Here is an 18,072-nt window from a genome sequence, read left to right on the forward strand (position 1 = left end):
AAAAATCAAAACCACTAAATGCTGTTAACATAGCATTTAGTGGTTATTAAAATGCTCAATAATTTAATCAACATAGGTCAACGGGCAGGCGAGCCGATGCCGATAACAGTAGCGTCGTTAGTGACTCCGGCGGGAAACCTGGCTTGGTTCGGATCGTTCTTTTCCGCCAGAACAATCGGGCAATTGTTCTGGGCAGCCAACGGTGCAACCATCAGAGCTGCGGCCAAAGAGTAACCGTCAGCAAAGTAAACCTTGCTGGTATTAAGTCCCATCTTCTCGTTAAAATCCTGGTTGGTCACGTAGCGATCCTGGCCGGACATGCGGCGGAATCCGTTTGTATCCTGGACTCTGGATGTACCGCCCAAGATAACCAAATGATTGGCGTCTAGTCCAGCCTTTAGTAAACTCCAAGCTTCGGGATGATAGACGCCGGCTCCGTCCGTTATGCGGATAAGCCATCCGTTGGCCGCTGCGTAGGGCCCGGCGCTCACGGCGTCGGCCAGAGCATCAAAACCTATGAGGAATACCCCATGTGGATTAGCAATTTCGTCTCCTACCAGGTTCGCCGTCTCCGCGCGCCCTTCCCCCTGCAGCACTTTTGCCTCAAGATTGGGGATGGCTGCTTTCAATTTCTCAGACACGACATTCGCTTGGAAGCCGATGCAGTAAGCTCTCTTAGCTCCAAGGCGGGTTATTTCTCCAATTACTTCGGTCGTTGGGGTACCACTTACATTACATAGGCGTAAGAAAAGTGCGTTATCGAGTTGGTAAAAACTATGTGTCAAGATCACAAGATTGTAAAAGCTGTCCTTTGAAAAACCGTTGCATTACCGGAAAGGCTAGTTATAAGGAGGTCCGACGGGATTTCTATCAAGAGGATCAGGAACGCAATCACGCTTTAATTGGTACTGCTATCTACCGACATGTAATGCGAAAACGTCAAGTGATCAGTGAAGGGAACTTTGCTTTGCAAAAACGATGTCACAACTTAAGGTTTACCCGAAAACGAGGCGTCTGGAAGGTTCAAGAACAATGCTTCCTTTCAGCAATGGCATTAAATCTTAAAAGACTAGTGAAATATGGGACAGCACCGCTCTTGCCGGCTGTCCCATATCTTCTTTATATTCTAGATGTTGTTTTAAAGAGAAATATCCGATTAAGGCCCGTTTACTAAGTATATATATTTCATTTTAAGCCAGGTTTGTCAACAGACCCTTGATGTCGATTTTGGGACATGCCGTTAATATGAGTTTGTCACACTCGTCTTGTCTTTGTTCAAAACAAAGAAATTGGTGGCAGCAATGAAGGCTTAATGGCCTTCTTTTTTGCAATTCTCTGCTCAAAATAAAAAAAACGGTCAGAAAGCCGTTTGAAATTTACTTCGAAAAACGTTGGAACCGCATGTGTGGCAATACTCATATCTTTTCACAAAAGGAAAGCATTATTCTTTCAAAGAGAGTTAAGATCAAAATCTGGGTAACAATAATACTTTATTAAACAAATATGTAAATTTTTTCAAATAAAATACGATAATAAATTAGGGAAGTATTTTTATATCTTAGAATTGTGGAGGTTTTTCAATGAAAAAATTTCGGTTGTTTACGTTAACAATCGCAATGCTCTTAGTAATTGCATGCCCTATTTTTGCTTTAACTTCACCTTGGTACGACGCAGGAGCCTCAAGCCCGAATATAGTAATAGCTGGACAAGCTAATTTATGGGGACAACCAGGATATTGGGATTTAAGTTCTAATGCAAGTATTCCTGACGGTGCAACAGTAGCAGCTATGACTGAGTATTGGAGCGCTCATTATCCAGCTACAGGACTTAAGGTAGCATTATTTAAAGCAGATGGAAATGGCTGGTATGTCTACTCAGGTAATCCCGTATCTGGTGCAGTTGGTCAAATTGCTAAACAAAGATGGGAAACTCGTTGTAATGCTAAAGTGACCACTTGGATTACACCTACACTAAGCCTAAAGTGGACTACTCCAGATGGCGTTTCTGGCGTTACTACGCTAAAAGCAGACGGTTCTTGTCAAACGACAACAATTAATAGCGAAGTTAAATAGCCTATTTATTTTAGAATTATAAATTAAAATAAGTGATATAAAAATACTTCTTCAGTAAATTTTAAATTAATTCGAAATAATACTAAAGGATAAAATTATAGTAAGGCGGTGTATATTTATGCGAATTGATTCTATTTTTTCAAATAATAATACCTGGAATATTAAAAAGAATAATGATAAAAACGCAAAAGAGAATTATTCTACTCAATCCGGTCAAATAAATAATTTAACCAAAATGGCTCTTTCTTCGAATGTTGCAAGTGTTGTAGATTCACAAACGAATAGTATAAATATTTTTACTGGCGAAATAAAGAATATTGGAAATATAGATGGAATCCCATTGAACATCTGGTTTGACTCTAATGGTATGAATAATAGCTTTTCGCCTATGGTCAATGCAAATGAGCCTCTTGATAGCCCTAACAATAAATATGCTTTAGAATTCTTCGAAAAACATACTTCATCACAAAACAAGGAAGCGTCTTCGCTTTGTACCAGATTTAATTTTTTATACCAGGTAGCGAACGGTAATATGTCAATCGCCCAGTATAATGAGTTAAAAGATATTTCAGGGACTGTTTCAACGTCCCAACTATTAACTTCTTTAGGTATAGACGTTTCAAAATTGTTCTCTTTTAACGGAAAACAATATACGCTTGATGAAAACGGTAATCTTCATGCCGTTATTCCATCCAACCAAGCCATTTCTTTCTGAAATTACTGACCACGGATGCTGAGGCTAGAATGATGCGAACTAAAGATGGTTTTGCCTGTTGTTACAATGTGCAAACCGCAGTCGATCGAACTAGTCATCTGATTGCTGAATATGAAGTGACCAACAACTGTACTGATCCCAACAGCCTTGCACGCATGGCCAAGAAAGCAAAAGAGACACTGGGAACTGAAACCATTCATGTAGGCGCGGATAAAGGTTATGACGATCAGGATGAAATAAAAAAATGCATTTTGGGTGGGATTATCCCCCATGTGGGGTTTAAGACGGATAAGACCGAGCGTTTGCTGCTCATGGCGTATGAAGAAGCCACCATTACGGAAGAAGATCGGGCATCCACCAATCCTGAAGATATTCAGCGCTGTCTTAAAGCCGGTATACTGCCAAAGTTTTATGAGCATACAATTCTGGACATCGAGGTGCAAGAGCAGGATCAAATCAGTTGTTTTACCCGTAATAAGGATGATACGGTTACCTGCCCAATGGGTTATATTTTTACGAGAGTACGGACCCATAAAGGGGGAAGTGCTTGTTACCAGAACCGTTTGGCTTGTCGGCAATGTCCTAACCGCTGCACTTCGGGGAAGAATTACAAGGTTGTAAAGTTTGGCCCCAATACTCGCTATGTCCCGGTTTTGATGTACGGCAAAACCCTCAATGAATTACAGGAGTATCCTTCTTCTGAAACTCCTTACAATGCTTTCAAACTTCTTGAGCGGCAAACAAAGAAGAAGGTTATTTTGCATATACGCGACGACATACCGACCCAAAAGTTGCGCTTATGCCTCTCAGAACATCCTTTTGGAACGGTTAAATGGTACCACGGAGCCCATTATCGTTTATAAAAAAGGAAGTTCAAATTCTTATGCCATCCATGGCGAATTTGAACTTAGGCACATCCTTTGCCGTCAGAAAACCACAGGCGAGCTGGGGCTTAGTTTTCTTGCGTATAATTTGAAAAGGGCGATCAATATGGTGAGAACAAAGAAATTGGTGGCAGCAATGAAGGCTTGATGGCCTTCTTTTTTTGCAATTTTCTGCTCAAAATAAAAAAAACGGTCAGAAAACCGTTTGAAATTTACTTCGAAAAACGTTAAAACCCGCATGAATAGCGGGTTTTTAGACAAATTTTGGTGGAGGCGAGGGGACTTGCACCCCTGTATCGAAAGACAATACCAAAAGCATCTACGTGTGTAGCTCTCATTTTAATTCTCGCTTCGCGGGACTCCTGAAAGCGGGATTCCTTTGAAGCCAGTCTGATTAGTTTACCTGATTGACCTCAGACGGTGGTCTCACAGGATAGCCTGCTGTTTTGACACCCTGAACTCTTCACCGCAGACACAGAAGGCAGGATGTAGCAGCTTAAGCTGCTAAAGCGTAATTTGTTTTGTCAGTTATTGTTTGTCCGCTGTTTAACGAGGTCAAGCGGGATCTCGACACGCAACTCTTGCCATTGCTCCCCCGAGCGAGTCTAAAACGCCCCCGAGAAAGTGTAGCGATATCATTATACCATATCTCTACTTTTTGACTAGTACCAACTTGAAAATTTTTATTTAATGTTTAAGAAAATACAAACAGCTTCCTTAAAAGGCATGATTCAGGCTTATAGAACTTTATTTTTAATTTCAATTTATTTTTTTACTTAACAATTGATTTTTTGAATGCTTCATTTTTTAAGTCTTACTTGCATTTATTTGCGTTATTTTAAATATCGTCCTGAGAATAATACCATTTTTACAGGATAAAGGCTTAATTTAAAAAATCACTTCAATTTGTTATATTTTTATCTTATTTTTATTTTTATCATTCATCTATTTTAAGCCTCTTATTTTAAGGTATAATATTAGGTGGCAATTGACCATAGAGACTTATAAATTTGTATAAAATCACTCTAGCAAAAATTCTTAAACACAAATTTTGCTGAGCTTAACTGAGGTATTATGAAAAAGATCTTGAAAAGAAGAGTTCTCCTGGTTGCTTCGACTCTGATCATTGTATTCGCGTTTGTATTTATCCTATCGGATCAGATGGCTGCCAACTATATGGTCGACACAACTCCGGAGCATATCGGCGCGCCTGGGGCGGACTCCCGGGTCCTGATTATTGCGCCGCACCCCGATGACGAGACACTGGGGGCGGGTATGCTCATCAAAAAGACGCTGGCTAACGGAGGTAAAGTAAAAGTGGTCCTTATGACCAATGGTGATGGTTATAGGGTTGCAGCCCATTTAGACTATACAAAGCTGAAGCTTACATCAAAAGAATATATCAATTTTGGCTATACGCGCCAGCAGGAATCAGTGAAAGCTTTGGCATCATCGGGAGTTTCTGAAAGCGATATTATCTTCCTGGGTTATCCTGACGGCGGACTTGCCTCACTATGGTCTTCCAACTGGAATCCAACGAGTCCGTACACCAGTCCCTATACCCAAGCAGAGCGGTCACCCTATACCAGCAGTTTTAAGAAAAACCGCCTGTATTGCGGGCAAAATGTTGTTGCTGATTTATCACAGATCATTCACGATTTTCAGCCAACCGATATTGTCATGCCGCACCCGAATGATAAACATCCGGATCATTGGGCTACCAATGCTTTCACGAAATATACGCTGACTGTGCTGAACTATTCTCCGCAGAAAGAGTGGCTTTATCTAATTCACCGCGGTTTATGGCCTAGCCCGGAAGCCGGCTCACAGCATAAAAGGGATCTTGCACCACCGGCCAAACTGCTTAAAACCGGCACCAAGTGGTATACACTCGATCTAACTGATCAGGAAATAAGATTAAAGACCGAAGCGATCAAGCTGTATCATTCGCAGCAAAAAACACTGGGATTCCAGATGTCCTGTTTTGAAAAGCCGAGCGAATTATTCGGTCAGTATACAGATGCTAAACTAATCAGCGGCATGCATATAGATTCGGACATTACGCCAAATGCCGGCAATATATTGATTCAGGACCCTGTTCAGGATAAACTGCTTTTGGATGTGGACAAAGGAGGAGATATCTTAGCTGTCTATGCAGAAATCTCCAAGGAAGGCAATTTGCATCTTATTATACAAACAGATCAAAAAATGATTAAGGAATTAAATGAATATCGTTACAATCTGGTCTTTATCAATAAAGAAAAGTCCTTGCACCTGACCCTCACCATCAAAGGAAATGAGGTCTATGTGCAGGACCCAACGACAGATTACACGATGAATATTACAAATATCCAGGCAGCCAATCAGGGCAAATACCTTAAGCTTGTTATACCGAAGTCCATATTTTCGCAGCCTGAATTTGATCATTATGATCATGTCTTTATGGATGCGGAGTCCGCTTTTAATAACCACCTGATAGACAAAACTGCCTGGCGGATGATCGATACACGCTAGCTGCCGCTGGATGCAGCCGTTGCGGCACACGCAGCGCCGATCATTGCTGCGTTTTGAGCTGCGATGAGTGCTTCAATCGTCACAAAAGCATTGGTATAGATCACATCATTGCTGTTTTTGAGGCTTTCCAACATCGTGCAAGAAACGAGCGACGCTGCTGTAAGAAAAATAGTCTCCTTGCCCAACCAGCGGATATTTCGGTCTTCTCGGAGAACTTCACTCATTCCGAGCACCTCCCGCGCAGCTCTCTGGCTTTTATCTTCAAGCAAGGTAAGCAGACCGAGTGTTCCATAGTTATTGGCGTAGACTTTTAACTTATTTTGACCAAAGAAATCATACAGGATGCGGCATCTTGCAGCTTTAGCCTTACTGTTCTCCTCGCTCAGACTTAAGATGTGCGACAAGAATTGGAGTCCGTTTCCACGGCTAAAACCACATTCATGAAGTTCTTTGTACAGCTCTTCCATTTTGGCTATAATACTCTGTACGGGTTTATCCGAAGCCGCAAGCAGGATTGAGACAGCATAATCATCACCAGAAGTCAGCCAGGGGTGATGTTTCCTCATTTCAGTGAAAATCTCATAGGCTTTGGCAATCCGAATATCGGCTTTGCGCGGTTCGCAATTCAAGAGCAGTGTATAGGCAGTCACCGGCCTGTATGTGTAACTGCGAAACCCGTTTTCTTTGAGTTTCTCATCATAAGCAAGAAGGATATCCAGTTTTGTTTCCGGATCGGGAGAATTAACGAGCAGCAAGGCTGAATACAGAATGGATCTTTGTCTGAAACTCGAAAAAGAACCCAAATTCTTTTTGATATAGTCATTGACCCTTTCGATTTCTTTCCTGTCATAAGCCTTGTCTTTGGTTACATAAGACAAAGCAATCAGCGTATTGATACTGCTTGAATTTTTCCAACGAAAATCTTTGGCAACCTGCTGATAGATACTGATCAGATTTTCAGCTTTTTTTCGTAGATTGCTGTCCATCTCCCCGTCCCCCTTCCCCGAATTAACCCTTGTTTCTGTCTCTTAAATCCCGTTCCATTTGCCTTTTGGCATCCCGCTCGGCCAGATCATCCCGCTTGTCATAAGTTTTTTTGCCTTTACACAGCCCAAGTTCAATTTTGGCCATGCCGTGCTTGAGATAGATCTTTAACGGGACAAGGGTCATTCCCTGTAGTTTGACCCTATCCCCCACCTTAATGATCTCGGTGCGATTAAGCAGCAGTTTTCTCTTCCGCAGCGGATCATGGTTGAACCTGTTCCCTTGTTCATACGGGCTGATATGCATCTGATTCAGCCAGACCTCACCCTTGATAATCTCAGCATAACTGTCTTTGAGATTCACACGGCCGGCCCGGATTGACTTTATCTCGGTCCCCGTTAAGATGATCCCGGCTTCATAACTGTCCTCGACAAAGAAATCGTGCCTGGCTTTTCTGTTTTCAGCGATGACCTTCATTCCCTCAGCCAATCTATTTCCACCTCGCTGCTTTATCTATTAATAATATTACCCGTTGTTGACCGCTCAGGCAATGGGTATTTCCTTGAGATTATTTTCAGAAAAAATCAATAAACCGACCTATGGGACCAGCAGCTGACGCTTTTCTATAAATTCCCGTATTTTTCGGGCCAATTCGTCCCGCGCTGCGCTCAACGGCAGATAGTGATCCTCATCTTTCCAGTAAACTGCATCGCAATAACGGTCTTCGATGCTCTTCTGAATAAATTCGCCGCTGGACGGATGGACTGTCCCGTCAGCCATGCTCTGGACCATAAGCGTCGGACAGCTGATTTGGGGTAATTTTCCTTTCATTCGTTCAATGGCTTGGTTCAAGGAGATAAATGATATTACCGGTACCTGAATATAGGAAAAGTGTGGAAGTCCCTCGCTGTTCAGGCTGATCTCATTGGTCTTATGCGGCTTGCCAACATATTCTATTTTCCCGATCAAGCTTTCGGCCTGATGCAGCTTTTCATCAACATAAATAATCGGGGCATTGATGGAGACTGCACCGTCTACCCTGCCCTGAGCAGCCAGAGACAGCGCCAGCAGTCCGCCCATGGAATGTCCGACGGCAAGGACTTTCTGACATGTTTTCTTTAATTGCTCAGCTGCTTCGGCAACAGCTCGCTCCCAATCCTGCCAGGATGTCTTCTTCAAGTCTTCTTCTGAAGTTCCATGGCCGGGCAGAAGCGGGGCCTGAACTGTATATCCCCAATCCTTAAATCTTTCGCCAAGCGGCTTCATGTCAATCGGGCAGGCCGTAAAGCCGTGAATCAGGAGGACCCCCGTCCTTCCGCCTAAAAAGTAAAAAGGTTTAACCAGCTCTTCTCGTGTAAACATGTTCTACCTTCCACTTGCCAACATTAGGCAATAATGTCCTTATCGGTTTATTTAAACAGATTTTTTTGCCGAATGCAATGTCTTTGATTGTATGATGGTAAATTAAGCTTCGATGATGGTCATTAAAGAATAAATAAAATGAATATAAATAAAATTTCATACAAAAATGGAAATGGAGATGCTTTAAAGGCATCTCCATATATTTCACTTGAAAACAATTGTTTGGACGGACCTAACCTCTTAGTGAAGGAAAGGAGCGATGATCAAGGAAATCGTTCCCATAACCTTAATCAAAGCATTCAGGGACGGTCCGGCAGTATCTTTGAACGGATCGCCAACGGTGTCGCCGATAACGGCAGCAGCGTGTGCAGGAGTCCCCTTACCGCCATGATGTCCGGATTCAATATATTTCTTGGCATTGTCCCAGGCCCCGCCGGCGTTGGCCATGAATACGGCCATCAGGAAGCCGGCAAATGTACCGCCTGCGAGCATTCCACCCATGGCGCTCTTGCCTAAAATAAATCCAACAAGTACCGGTGTGCATACGGCCAGTAAACCAGGAGCGATCATTTGTCTGATTGCAGCTTTGGTCGAAATATCAACACAGGCTGCATAATCAGGTTTTGCTTTGCCTTCCATAAGTCCGGGGATTTCTCTAAACTGGCGGCGGACTTCAGCAATCATGTCAAACGCAGCTCTGCCTACCGCCTGCATCGCAAAAGCGGAGAACAGGAAGGGCAGGGCAGCACCAATGAAAAGACCGATGATCGTCGTTGGAACAAGAATATCGATTGTTTCAAGGTTTGCAAGTTCAGCAAATGCGTTGAACAAGGCCAGTGCGGTAATCGCAGCGGATCCAATCGCAAAACCTTTGGCTACGGCAGCTGTGGTATTTCCAACAGCGTCAAGTTTGTCTGTTGTTTTACGCACACTCGGATCGAGTTCAGCCATTTCGGCAATACCGCCGGCATTGTCGGCCACCGGTCCGAAAGAGTCAATTGCAACGATGATTCCTGCAGTGGAAAGCATCGCCATCGCAGCCATCGCAATGCCATATATACCCGCAACCTGATAAGCCACCAGGATCGCAGCACAAATCGTAATGACCGGCAAAGCTGTACTTTTTAGACCGACAGCCAAACCCGTGATGATGTTCGTAGCTGCTCCGGTTTCGGAGGCCTTGGCAATCGACTGAGCCGGTTTCTTTTCATTGGATGTGTAGTACTCCGTGATCAAACCAATGATAATATTTACTGCAAGACCGCAGATAATGGCTAAAAATATCCTGTTTGGTGTGAGTACGAGTCCGGATTCTGTGACATAAGTTGCCGGCATCAGCAGATGGACTGCGGCAAAAGAACCAATAGCTGTAATCACATTGGTTCCCCAAAGGCCCATGTTCAGAGCCATCTGTGGATTGGCCTTTTCCCCTGTGCGCACAAAGAAGCTGGCAATAATCGAGGCAAGAATACCGATCGCACCGATAATCAGGAAGATAGACTCCCCAATGCCATGACCGCCGAAGACCGAAAAGCCGATCAGCATGCCGGAAATGGCGGTTGCAGCATAAGATTCAAACAAGTCGGCACCCATACCTGCTGTATCACCAACGTTGTCACCGACATTATCAGCAATAACTGCCGGGTTACGCGGATCATCTTCAGGAATTCCGGCTTCAACCTTCCCTACAAGGTCAGCTCCAACGTCAGCAGCCTTGGTAAAGATACCTCCACCGACACGGGCAAACAGTGCAATCGCACTTGCGCCAAAAGCAAAGGAATTGATTGTTTCAGCATCACCAAAGATCATAAACAGCCCGGCAACACCTAACAGACCCAGACCAGCCACTGAAAATCCCATAACTGCGCCTGCGCGGAATGACACGCCGAGTGCTTTGTTCAAACTGGTACGGGCAGCTTCTGTTGTACGGGCATTGGCTCTGGTCGTAATCCCCATGCCGACATAACCTGCAGCACCTGAAGCTACTGCACCAACCAAGAAGGACAGTGGTGCCGCAGCGTTACCTTTTAACGCAAATAAAGCAATAAAAATAATGATAACAATCGGAATAAGCGTTCTGTATTGACGGTTTAGATAAGCCATCGCGCCAACTTGAATCGCTTTGGATATTTCTTTCATTTTGTCATTTCCGGCGCTTTCCTTAAGTACACTTTTTGCAAAAAACAATGCCATGAGCAGTCCGATAATTCCTGCTCCTACACCCAATAAGGGTATCTGTGAGAAATCCATTCCTACTACCTCCTAATAAATAACCACACGAAGTATGTTCCACGTAGCCTGGTGTGTTGACCTTATTTTATACCGAATAATCCGCACAATTACGGATAAATCTGCAGGGCACGGGATCTTGCTGTTATCTTATTTTAAAAACATGGTCAGCCCTAGCGAACTTACAAGGAACAAAACGGCAAATACAACACCAAATTTGGCGAATAAGCCTTCCTTTCCTTTGGCAGCCTTACCGAAAAATTGCTCACCCGCTCCGGTAATCGAACCGGAAAGACCAGCGCTTTTTCCTGGCTGCAGCAGAACTGTGGCGATTAACCCGAGAGAACTGATAATTAAAATTACAACGATTGCTATTGTCATATTTTCACCTCCCTCAAAGGTTTAAACCGTTATTTTACCCGGCTTTAACGATTTACAGCATATGTTTCCCTGGTCGGCATAAAATAGCATGTTTGTCTGATTATGGTCAGTATTGCTATTTTAGCACAGCCCTAGTGCTGACGCAAGAGAATACGGCCTGAATAGCCGATTATTGCGGATGGAATGCCCATAGCCGATTGTGGATGGACCCAGGACTGACTATTTCAGCACGGCTCTACCTTTGTAAATAGCAGTTAACCCGAGTTCTTCCTCAATCCGGAGAAGTTCATTGTATTTGACCAAACGATCCGTGCGGGCCGGCGCGCCTGTCTTCAGCTGTCCGGCATTGACTGCTACGGCAATATGGGCCAAAGAGACATCTTCTGTTTCTCCGGACCGATGGGAAATAACCGTGGTATAGCCGGCCCTTTTAGCCATCTCGATCGTATCGAGGGTTTCGGTCAGGGTGCCAATCTGATTCAGCTTGATTAAGATGGAATTCCCGCACTTCGCCTGAATTCCCCGGCTAAGCCGTGTTGGATTCGTAACAAATAAGTCATCCCCGACAAGCTGGATCCTGTTGCCGAGCCGTTGGGTGAGTTTAGCCCAGCCGTCCCAGTCTTCCTCTGACAGGCCGTCTTCTATCGAGACAATCGGGAATTTGCTGCATAAGTCTTCATAATAGGCGATCATTTCATCCGCGGTTTTCGTCAACCCTTCGCCTTCCAGAACATAAAGGCCGTCTTTATACATTTCAGTAGCCGCCGCATCAATGGCTAACATTACCTCTTCCCCAGGTTTGTAGCCGGCCTTTTGAATGGCATCGACAATGACTTCCAAAGCTTCGGCATTGGAAGCAAGGTTCGGCGCAAAGCCGCCTTCATCTCCGATTGCGGTTACCAGCCCTTTTCCTTTTAAGACGCTCTTAAGGGTATGGTATATTTCCGAGCCCATTCTCATCGCTTCGGCAAAGCTGGCTGCTCCGACCGGCATAATCATAAATTCCTGAATATCTACATTGTTGTCGGCATGTTTGCCTCCGTTCAGGATATTCATCATCGGCACGGGAAGCTCCTTGGCATTAATGCCGCCGATATACTGGTAGAACGGCAGGCCGAGATAAAGAGAAGCCGCTCTGGCTGCAGCCAACGATACACCCAGAATGGCATTCGCCCCAAGCTTGCTCTTGGTTTCCGTTCCGTCGATCTCTTGAAGCGTCCGGTCGATCCCTGGCTGATCAAAGACATTGAGTCCTTCCATTTCCAGACCAATCACGTCATTGACATTGTCAACCGCCTGAAGAACGCCTTTGCCAAGATAACGGTTCTTGTCCCCGTCGCGTAGTTCCAGAGCCTCAAAAGCTCCGGTGGAAGCGCCGGACGGCACAGCAGCCCGCCCCATGGTGCCGTCTTCCAGCACAACATCTACTTCAACAGTCGGAAAACCTCTGGAATCAAGGATTTCCCGTGCAATTACCTGGTCAATAAAACTCATCATAGTCACTCCTTCATTTTTTTTGATTTTTTTGGGTATACGCTATTGCTAGTACCTTAGTACCGGGTATACACCTGGATTTGTTTGTCATGGATACTTAGTCTAAAAGCAAGGATTTGCCGGTCATTTCCGCCGGAATATCAAGCTTCAGCAGCTTCAGCATCGTCGGTGCAATATCGCAGAGACTTCCTCCCTCCCGGAGGGTGCGGTCTTTATACGTATCATTCACCAGAATGAACGGTACCTTATTGGTCGTATGCGCTGTAAACGGTGAATTTGTTTCCTGATCAATCATGCACTCAGCATTTCCATGGTCCGAAGTAATTAACACAGTCCCGCCTTTGGCCTGAACCGCGTCAACGATCTTCCCGATACAAACATCGACAGCTTCCAAGGCCTTGACTGCCGCTAGAAGATATCCGGTATGTCCGACCATATCGGCGTTAGCAAAATTTAAAACAATTACATCATATTGATCTTCCCGCAGTTTGGAAAGCAGGGCCTCGGTGACGCCATAGGCGCTCATTTCCGGCTGCAGGTTGTAGGTAGACACTCCCGGTGACGGAATCAGACAGCGGTCTTCTCCATCTTCAGGTTCCTCTATTCCACCATTGAAAAAGAATGTTACATGCGCATATTTTTCTGTTTCAGCGATGCGAAGCTGCCTTAGACCTTTGGCTGCCAGCGCCTCGCCAAGTGTATTCTCAAGGTTTTGCGGCGGAAAAGCCACCGGACAGTCAAAGTTGGCATCGTACTCGGTAAGGCAGACATAATGCACCCGGGGACGGTTTGTCCGTATAAAACCTTCAAAATTTTCTTCAATAAACGCCCGGGTGATTTCTCTGGCCCGGTCTGCCCGAAAATTAAAGAAAAGCACACTGTCGCCATCTTCAATGACCGCCACTGGACGGCCTGATTCATCCGCAATTACGGTCGGGTCAACAAACTCATCGACAATCTTTTTGTCATAAGCATTCTCTACAGCTGCCAGAGCATTGCAGGCCATCGGCCCCTCTCCGGTTACAAGGGCTTTATATGCTTTCTCGACTCTGTCCCAGCGCTTATCCCTGTCCATCACATAATAACGCCCACTCACTGTAGCAATTTTTCCTCTGCCAAGCTGTTTCAGTTTATTTTCCAGCTGCCGGATAAATTCCTTGGCGCTTTGGGGAAGAACATCTCTGCCGTCAAGAACCGGATGAACATAAATCTTCTCTACCCCGGCCTCAACCGCCATGTCCAGTAATGCAAACAAATGACGGATATGGGAATGGACACCACCGTCCGAAAGCAGCCCCAGCAAGTGAAAAGCTTTTCCGGAATCCCTGGCCCGGGTCATTGCTTCGTGCAGCACTTCATTCTTGACAAGGTCTCCTTCGTCAATTGCCTTGAATATCCGTGTCAGTTCCTGATAGACGACCCGGCCGGCGCCAATGTTTAAGTGGCCGACCTCCGAATTGCCCATTTGTCCTTCCGGCAATCCCACTGCAGCACCCGAAGCGTTAAGCAGCGTATGCGGGTAACTTTCCTGCAAACGGGAAAAATTCGGGATCTTTGCAAGCAGCGTTGCATTTCCATTCTTTTCTTTGCTACAGCCCCAACCGTCCAGGATCATCAGCAGGAGCGGCCTCCCTGTTGCCTCGGACATCAAAATCACCTCACGCTGCCAATCAGTTCAGTAAATCCAAGGAAGTCCAGACTTGCTCCGCCGACCAGCGCACCATCAATATCCGGCTGATCCATCAGTTCGGCGATATTGGAAGCCTTGACACTTCCACCGTATAAAATTCGTATTTCCTGAGAGGCTTCAGCGGCGAGCCTCGCCAGGGTGGTACGGATTGCGGCACACATTTCCTGGGCATCCTGCGGAGATGCTGTCCTGCCTGTTCCGATAGCCCAAATGGGTTCATATGCAACAACAATCTTTCTGATTTCTTCAGGACTCAACTCCCTGAGGGCATTCTCAACCTGCCCTTGTACAAAGACCAGGGCCTGACCTGCTTCTCTCAAAGCCAGGTTCTCACCGACACACAGAATTGGCGTTAGTCCAAAGTTCAGCGCGGTCTTGACTTTTTTGGCTATAAGCGCGTCATCTTCTTTAAAATATTCCCTGCGTTCCGAGTGCCCGATAATCACATAGGTACAGGCTAAGTCTGTCAGCATAAGCGGTGATATCTCCCCGGTATACGCGCCCTGTGTTTCATAATACATATTTTGGGCGCCAATATGAATGATACTCTCTTCAAGTTCATCCTTTAAGGCAGCCAGTGCAGTAAACGGTGCACAAATCACGATTTCCGCGTTTGTTCCATTTTCCAGTTTCTCTAAATTTTCCAACAGTCCCGCGGCAAAATCTTTGGCTTCCTGCACTGTCTTATACATCTTCCAATTGCCCGCAATGATCGGCTTTCTTGTCATCAGAGACCCCTCCCATAGCTTTTTTATCTGTAATATATTCCTATGCCTGATATTTTTATATCTTATTTTGTGATATTGAGTCAATTTCAGTTTTCAGTTTTTTCTTTTAATACTGCTACACCCGGCAGAATCTTTCCTTCCAGGAATTCGAGCGAAGCGCCCCCTCCGGTAGAAATATGCGTCAGTTTTTCTGCCACACCTACTTTTTCCACAGCAGCAACAGAGTCCCCGCCTCCGACAATCGTTGTTCCCTGGCATCTAGCCATCGCCAGCGCGATTTGTTCCGTGCCCCGCGCAAAGTTTTCCATTTCAAATACGCCCATCGGGCCGTTCCATATGACAGTCTTCGCAGGCAGAATCGCCTCTGCAAATAATTCAGCACTTGCCGGGCCAATATCCAAAGCCATTTCTTCCGGAAGAATATTGGAGACCTCTGCAACTCTGAACGGGGCGTCCGCTTTGAATTCCCGCGTAACGACTACATCCTGCGGGAGCATCAGTTTTACGCCGGTACTTTCGGCCTGCCGGAGAAGTTCGGCGGCCAGTTCCACCTTGTCCTCTTCAATCAGTGATTTCCCGACTTCCAGGCCCCGGGCCTTCAGGAACGTATTAGCCATCCCGCCTCCGATGATCAGAACATCCACCTTTTTCAGCAGATTTTCTATGACACCAATTTTATCACTGACCTTTGCTCCACCAATAATCGCAACAAATGGTCTGGTCGGCTGACCGAGCACCTGGCCAAGGATGTCCACTTCTTTTTTCATCAAGAATCCGGCATAAGCAGGCATATATTGGGCTATCCCTTCCGTTGAGGCATGCGCCCGGTGCGCCGCTCCAAACGCGTCATTCACGTAGATATCAGCTAAGCCGGCCAGGCTGCGTGCAAAATCAGGATCATTCTTTTCCTCTTCCTCATGAAATCTGACATTTTCCAGAAGCAGAACCTGCCCATCTTCCATATGTTCAACCAGCGCTGCAACCTTGGGCCCGATGCAATCAGGAGCGAGCTTCACTTCCGTGCCCAGCAGAATGCTTAAATGGGCTGCTGCAGGTGCCAGTGAATATTTGGGATTGACTTTGCCTTTGGGTCTTCCGAGGTGGGAAGCCAAAATGACTTTAGCACCGTTTTCTTTCAGATAACGGATCGTCGGAAGTGCAGCCCTGATTCTGGTATCATCCGTAATATTTTGCTGATCGTCCATCGGCACATTAAAATCCACGCGTACGAAAACACACTTTCCCTTTACGTCTATTTCATCGATTCCGATTTTATTCATCGTTATATCTCCCTCTTTTTCTTTCATATGTTTGGAGAACACGTTTAGTTTCCCTTTTCCCTTATTTTCTTATTCGGTCGTATGCTCAGAATATCATTTCCCGGATTCCTTCTGTTCAAATGAACATATTTGTTTGTTTTTATGTTTTATTTTAACATGTTTTTGTTTGTTTGCGCATGTTTTTTTCATTAGGCAATTCATATTCACAGAATCTTCGTTCGGCATTAGGCCACCATCAAAAAAACTGGCCGTAGCCAGTTTTTTGAGATAAGCTTACCAGCAGCTTACCAGCTTTTTTTCGATTTCCAAAACTCCGGCGTCAGAAAGACCAGCAGGGTAAAGAGTTCCAGCCTGCCCAGCAGCATACACGCTGTCAAAACAATTTTCCCGAAAGGTTCGATCGGTGCATAGGTAAACATCGGTCCGACCACGCCAAATCCTGGTCCAACGTTGCTGAGATTCGCAATAACTGCCGACATCGCATCAAAAGGCTCCAGACCTGTACCGGCCAAAAGAATAGACCCGATAGCAAACGTCAGGAAGTAAACGAAGAAAAACCGCCCCACATTACTCAGCACTGTCGTGTCAATCACTCTATCCTGAACAACAATATTGACTACCAGGCGCGGATGGATCGCTTGTCTGAGCTGCGCCAGGCCCATTTTGACCAATAAAATTACTCTGGACACTTTTAAACCGCCGGCAGTGGATCCGGCACTCGCCCCGATGAACATTAAAAAAAATAAAATCAATTTCGCCAGCCCTGACCACTGGTCAAAATCAGCAGATGAAAATCCGGTAGTCGTCATCAGCGCCACCACTTGAAAGACGGAATGTCTCAGAGCCGCAAGTGATTCCCAGCCCTGCTGGATGACAAGCGAACCGGTGATAATGAGTGTAGACACAATAACTATTGAAAAATAATATTTTAATTCCATATCTTTGAGCGGACGCAAAGAACGTTTCCGCCAAACCTGAACGAAAAGACTGAAGTTTGAACCTGCGATAAACATAAAAATGGTCAGAACAAGCTCAATAGGAAAAGAATTGTAGGCAGCAATACTTGCCGAGCGCGTGGAGAAGCCGCCTGTCGCCACAGTGGCGAAAGCATGGTTCACCGCATCAAAAAGGGACATCCCCGCGAACAACAGCAGCACAATCGTCGCCACTGTAAGCCCTGCGTAGATCCCCCAGAGAATCAGTGCGGTATCTTTGATTTTCGGAACAATCTTCTCGGAAATCGGTCCCGGGACTTCGGAGTTAAAGATGTGGACTGCCCCAATGCCAAGGTTCGGGAGGAGTACAATAAACATCACGATGATCCCCATCCCGCCCATCCAGTGGGTCAGGCTGCGCCAGAAAAGAATGCTCCTGGGCAGAACCTCCAGATTACTCAATACGCTTGATCCCGTCGTTGTCAGACCGGAAACCACTTCGAATAACGCATCAATATAGGTCGGAACAACGCCGGAAATAATAAAAGGCAGCGCCCCAAACAGCGACGCAAAAATCCAGGCTCCCCCGACAACTGCAAAGCCTTCCCGCACGCCGATTTTGCCTTCAACTTTTCCGTGCAGGCGCATAACTGTTCCGACAATGACGGTAATGCAAAAAGAAATTAGAAAAGCCCAGCCGACCTTCTCCTGAAAGAACAGTGCAACAGCAATCGGAACAACCATGGCGAAACTGTAGGCAATCAAGAGCCTTCCCAAGATATTTTCCAGTAGCGTAAAATTCAT

At 45.4% G+C, this 18,072-nt stretch carries 17 protein-coding genes and 1 other RNA gene; 5 read left to right on the forward strand and 13 right to left on the reverse strand.

Annotated elements, in window-relative coordinates:
- Positions 1 to 77 precede the first annotated feature (77 nt).
- On the reverse strand, positions 78 to 641 hold the full coding sequence (locus AAH944_RS13690) for a cell wall-binding repeat-containing protein (RefSeq protein WP_415535343.1): 564 nt from the start codon (positions 639 to 641) through the stop codon (positions 78 to 80).
- A gap of 137 nt (positions 642 to 778) precedes the next feature.
- Here AAH944_RS13690 and AAH944_RS13695 point away from each other — a divergent pair, with 137 nt between their 5' ends.
- Positions 779 to 1,174: a transposase gene (locus AAH944_RS13695; RefSeq protein ID WP_415537890.1), complete on the forward strand. Its 396-nt coding sequence runs from the start codon at positions 779 to 781 to the stop codon at positions 1,172 to 1,174.
- Between the two features lie 101 nt (positions 1,175 to 1,275).
- Here the strand turns inward: AAH944_RS13695 and AAH944_RS13700 are convergent, their stop codons facing one another.
- Complete coding sequence (locus tag AAH944_RS13700) at positions 1,276 to 1,419, reverse strand: hypothetical protein (protein WP_415535344.1); 144 nt, start codon at positions 1,417 to 1,419, stop codon at positions 1,276 to 1,278.
- 161 nt (positions 1,420 to 1,580) lie between these two features.
- Between AAH944_RS13700 and AAH944_RS13705 the strand changes: the two genes are divergently transcribed.
- From AAH944_RS13705 to AAH944_RS13715, 3 genes are all read left to right on the forward strand, one after another.
- The gene (locus AAH944_RS13705; protein WP_415535345.1) at positions 1,581 to 2,072 is read left to right on the forward strand and encodes a hypothetical protein; all 492 of its coding nucleotides are present in this window, start codon (positions 1,581 to 1,583) and stop codon (positions 2,070 to 2,072) included.
- 118 nt (positions 2,073 to 2,190) lie between these two features.
- Positions 2,191 to 2,787 carry a hypothetical protein gene (locus AAH944_RS13710; protein ID WP_415535346.1) on the forward strand — a complete coding sequence of 199 codons (597 nt, stop codon included), beginning with the start codon at positions 2,191 to 2,193 and terminating at the stop codon, positions 2,785 to 2,787.
- A gap of 32 nt (positions 2,788 to 2,819) precedes the next feature.
- Positions 2,820 to 3,650, forward strand: a complete 831-nt coding sequence (locus AAH944_RS13715; protein WP_415535347.1) for a hypothetical protein — start codon at positions 2,820 to 2,822, stop codon at positions 3,648 to 3,650.
- Between the two features lie 286 nt (positions 3,651 to 3,936).
- On the opposite strand, the gene ssrA is transcribed toward AAH944_RS13715, so the two are convergent.
- Positions 3,937 to 4,289, reverse strand: a transfer-messenger RNA (tmRNA) gene (gene ssrA / locus AAH944_RS13720).
- 456 nt (positions 4,290 to 4,745) lie between these two features.
- On the opposite strand from ssrA, the gene AAH944_RS13725 reads away from it, so the two are divergent.
- Positions 4,746 to 6,185, forward strand: a complete 1,440-nt coding sequence (locus tag AAH944_RS13725; RefSeq protein ID WP_415535348.1) for a PIG-L deacetylase family protein — start codon at positions 4,746 to 4,748, stop codon at positions 6,183 to 6,185.
- On the opposite strand, the gene AAH944_RS13730 is transcribed toward AAH944_RS13725, so the two are convergent.
- From AAH944_RS13730 to AAH944_RS13775, 10 genes are all read right to left on the reverse strand, one after another.
- A complete protein-coding gene (locus tag AAH944_RS13730) occupies positions 6,182 to 7,171 on the reverse strand; it encodes a DUF4003 domain-containing protein (protein ID WP_415535349.1) in 990 nt (329 codons plus the stop codon). The two genes, AAH944_RS13725 and AAH944_RS13730, sit on opposite strands and share 4 nt — an antisense overlap.
- A gap of 22 nt (positions 7,172 to 7,193) precedes the next feature.
- Positions 7,194 to 7,646, reverse strand: a complete 453-nt coding sequence (smpB, locus tag AAH944_RS13735) for an SsrA-binding protein SmpB (RefSeq protein ID WP_415537892.1) — start codon at positions 7,644 to 7,646, stop codon at positions 7,194 to 7,196.
- A 120-nt stretch (positions 7,647 to 7,766) separates the two neighbouring features.
- Positions 7,767 to 8,531 (reverse strand): alpha/beta hydrolase, encoded by a 765-nt coding sequence (locus AAH944_RS13740; RefSeq protein ID WP_415535350.1) that lies wholly within the window; start codon positions 8,529 to 8,531, stop codon positions 7,767 to 7,769.
- A gap of 240 nt (positions 8,532 to 8,771) precedes the next feature.
- Entirely contained in the window at positions 8,772 to 10,781 is a 2,010-nt protein-coding gene (locus AAH944_RS13745) for a sodium-translocating pyrophosphatase (RefSeq protein WP_415535351.1), read from the reverse strand.
- A gap of 129 nt (positions 10,782 to 10,910) precedes the next feature.
- Positions 10,911 to 11,141, reverse strand: coding sequence for a preprotein translocase subunit SecG (gene secG, locus AAH944_RS13750; RefSeq protein ID WP_015044857.1), 231 nt, complete (start codon positions 11,139 to 11,141; stop codon positions 10,911 to 10,913).
- A gap of 219 nt (positions 11,142 to 11,360) precedes the next feature.
- Complete coding sequence (gene eno, locus AAH944_RS13755; protein WP_415535352.1) at positions 11,361 to 12,635, reverse strand: phosphopyruvate hydratase; 1,275 nt, start codon at positions 12,633 to 12,635, stop codon at positions 11,361 to 11,363.
- A 97-nt stretch (positions 12,636 to 12,732) separates the two neighbouring features.
- Complete coding sequence (gpmI, locus tag AAH944_RS13760) at positions 12,733 to 14,283, reverse strand: 2,3-bisphosphoglycerate-independent phosphoglycerate mutase (protein WP_415535353.1); 1,551 nt, start codon at positions 14,281 to 14,283, stop codon at positions 12,733 to 12,735.
- Between the two features lie 5 nt (positions 14,284 to 14,288).
- The gene (gene tpiA / locus AAH944_RS13765; protein WP_020492048.1) at positions 14,289 to 15,053 is read right to left on the reverse strand and encodes a triose-phosphate isomerase; all 765 of its coding nucleotides are present in this window, start codon (positions 15,051 to 15,053) and stop codon (positions 14,289 to 14,291) included.
- 86 nt (positions 15,054 to 15,139) lie between these two features.
- The gene (locus AAH944_RS13770; protein WP_415535354.1) at positions 15,140 to 16,333 is read right to left on the reverse strand and encodes a phosphoglycerate kinase; all 1,194 of its coding nucleotides are present in this window, start codon (positions 16,331 to 16,333) and stop codon (positions 15,140 to 15,142) included.
- A 284-nt stretch (positions 16,334 to 16,617) separates the two neighbouring features.
- The gene (locus AAH944_RS13775; protein ID WP_415535355.1) at positions 16,618 to 18,072 is read right to left on the reverse strand and encodes a TrkH family potassium uptake protein; all 1,455 of its coding nucleotides are present in this window, start codon (positions 18,070 to 18,072) and stop codon (positions 16,618 to 16,620) included.

The sequence above is a fragment of the Dehalobacter sp. CP genome (assembly GCF_047652685.1).
Classification (GTDB): Bacteria; Bacillota; Desulfitobacteriia; order Desulfitobacteriales; family Syntrophobotulaceae; genus Dehalobacter.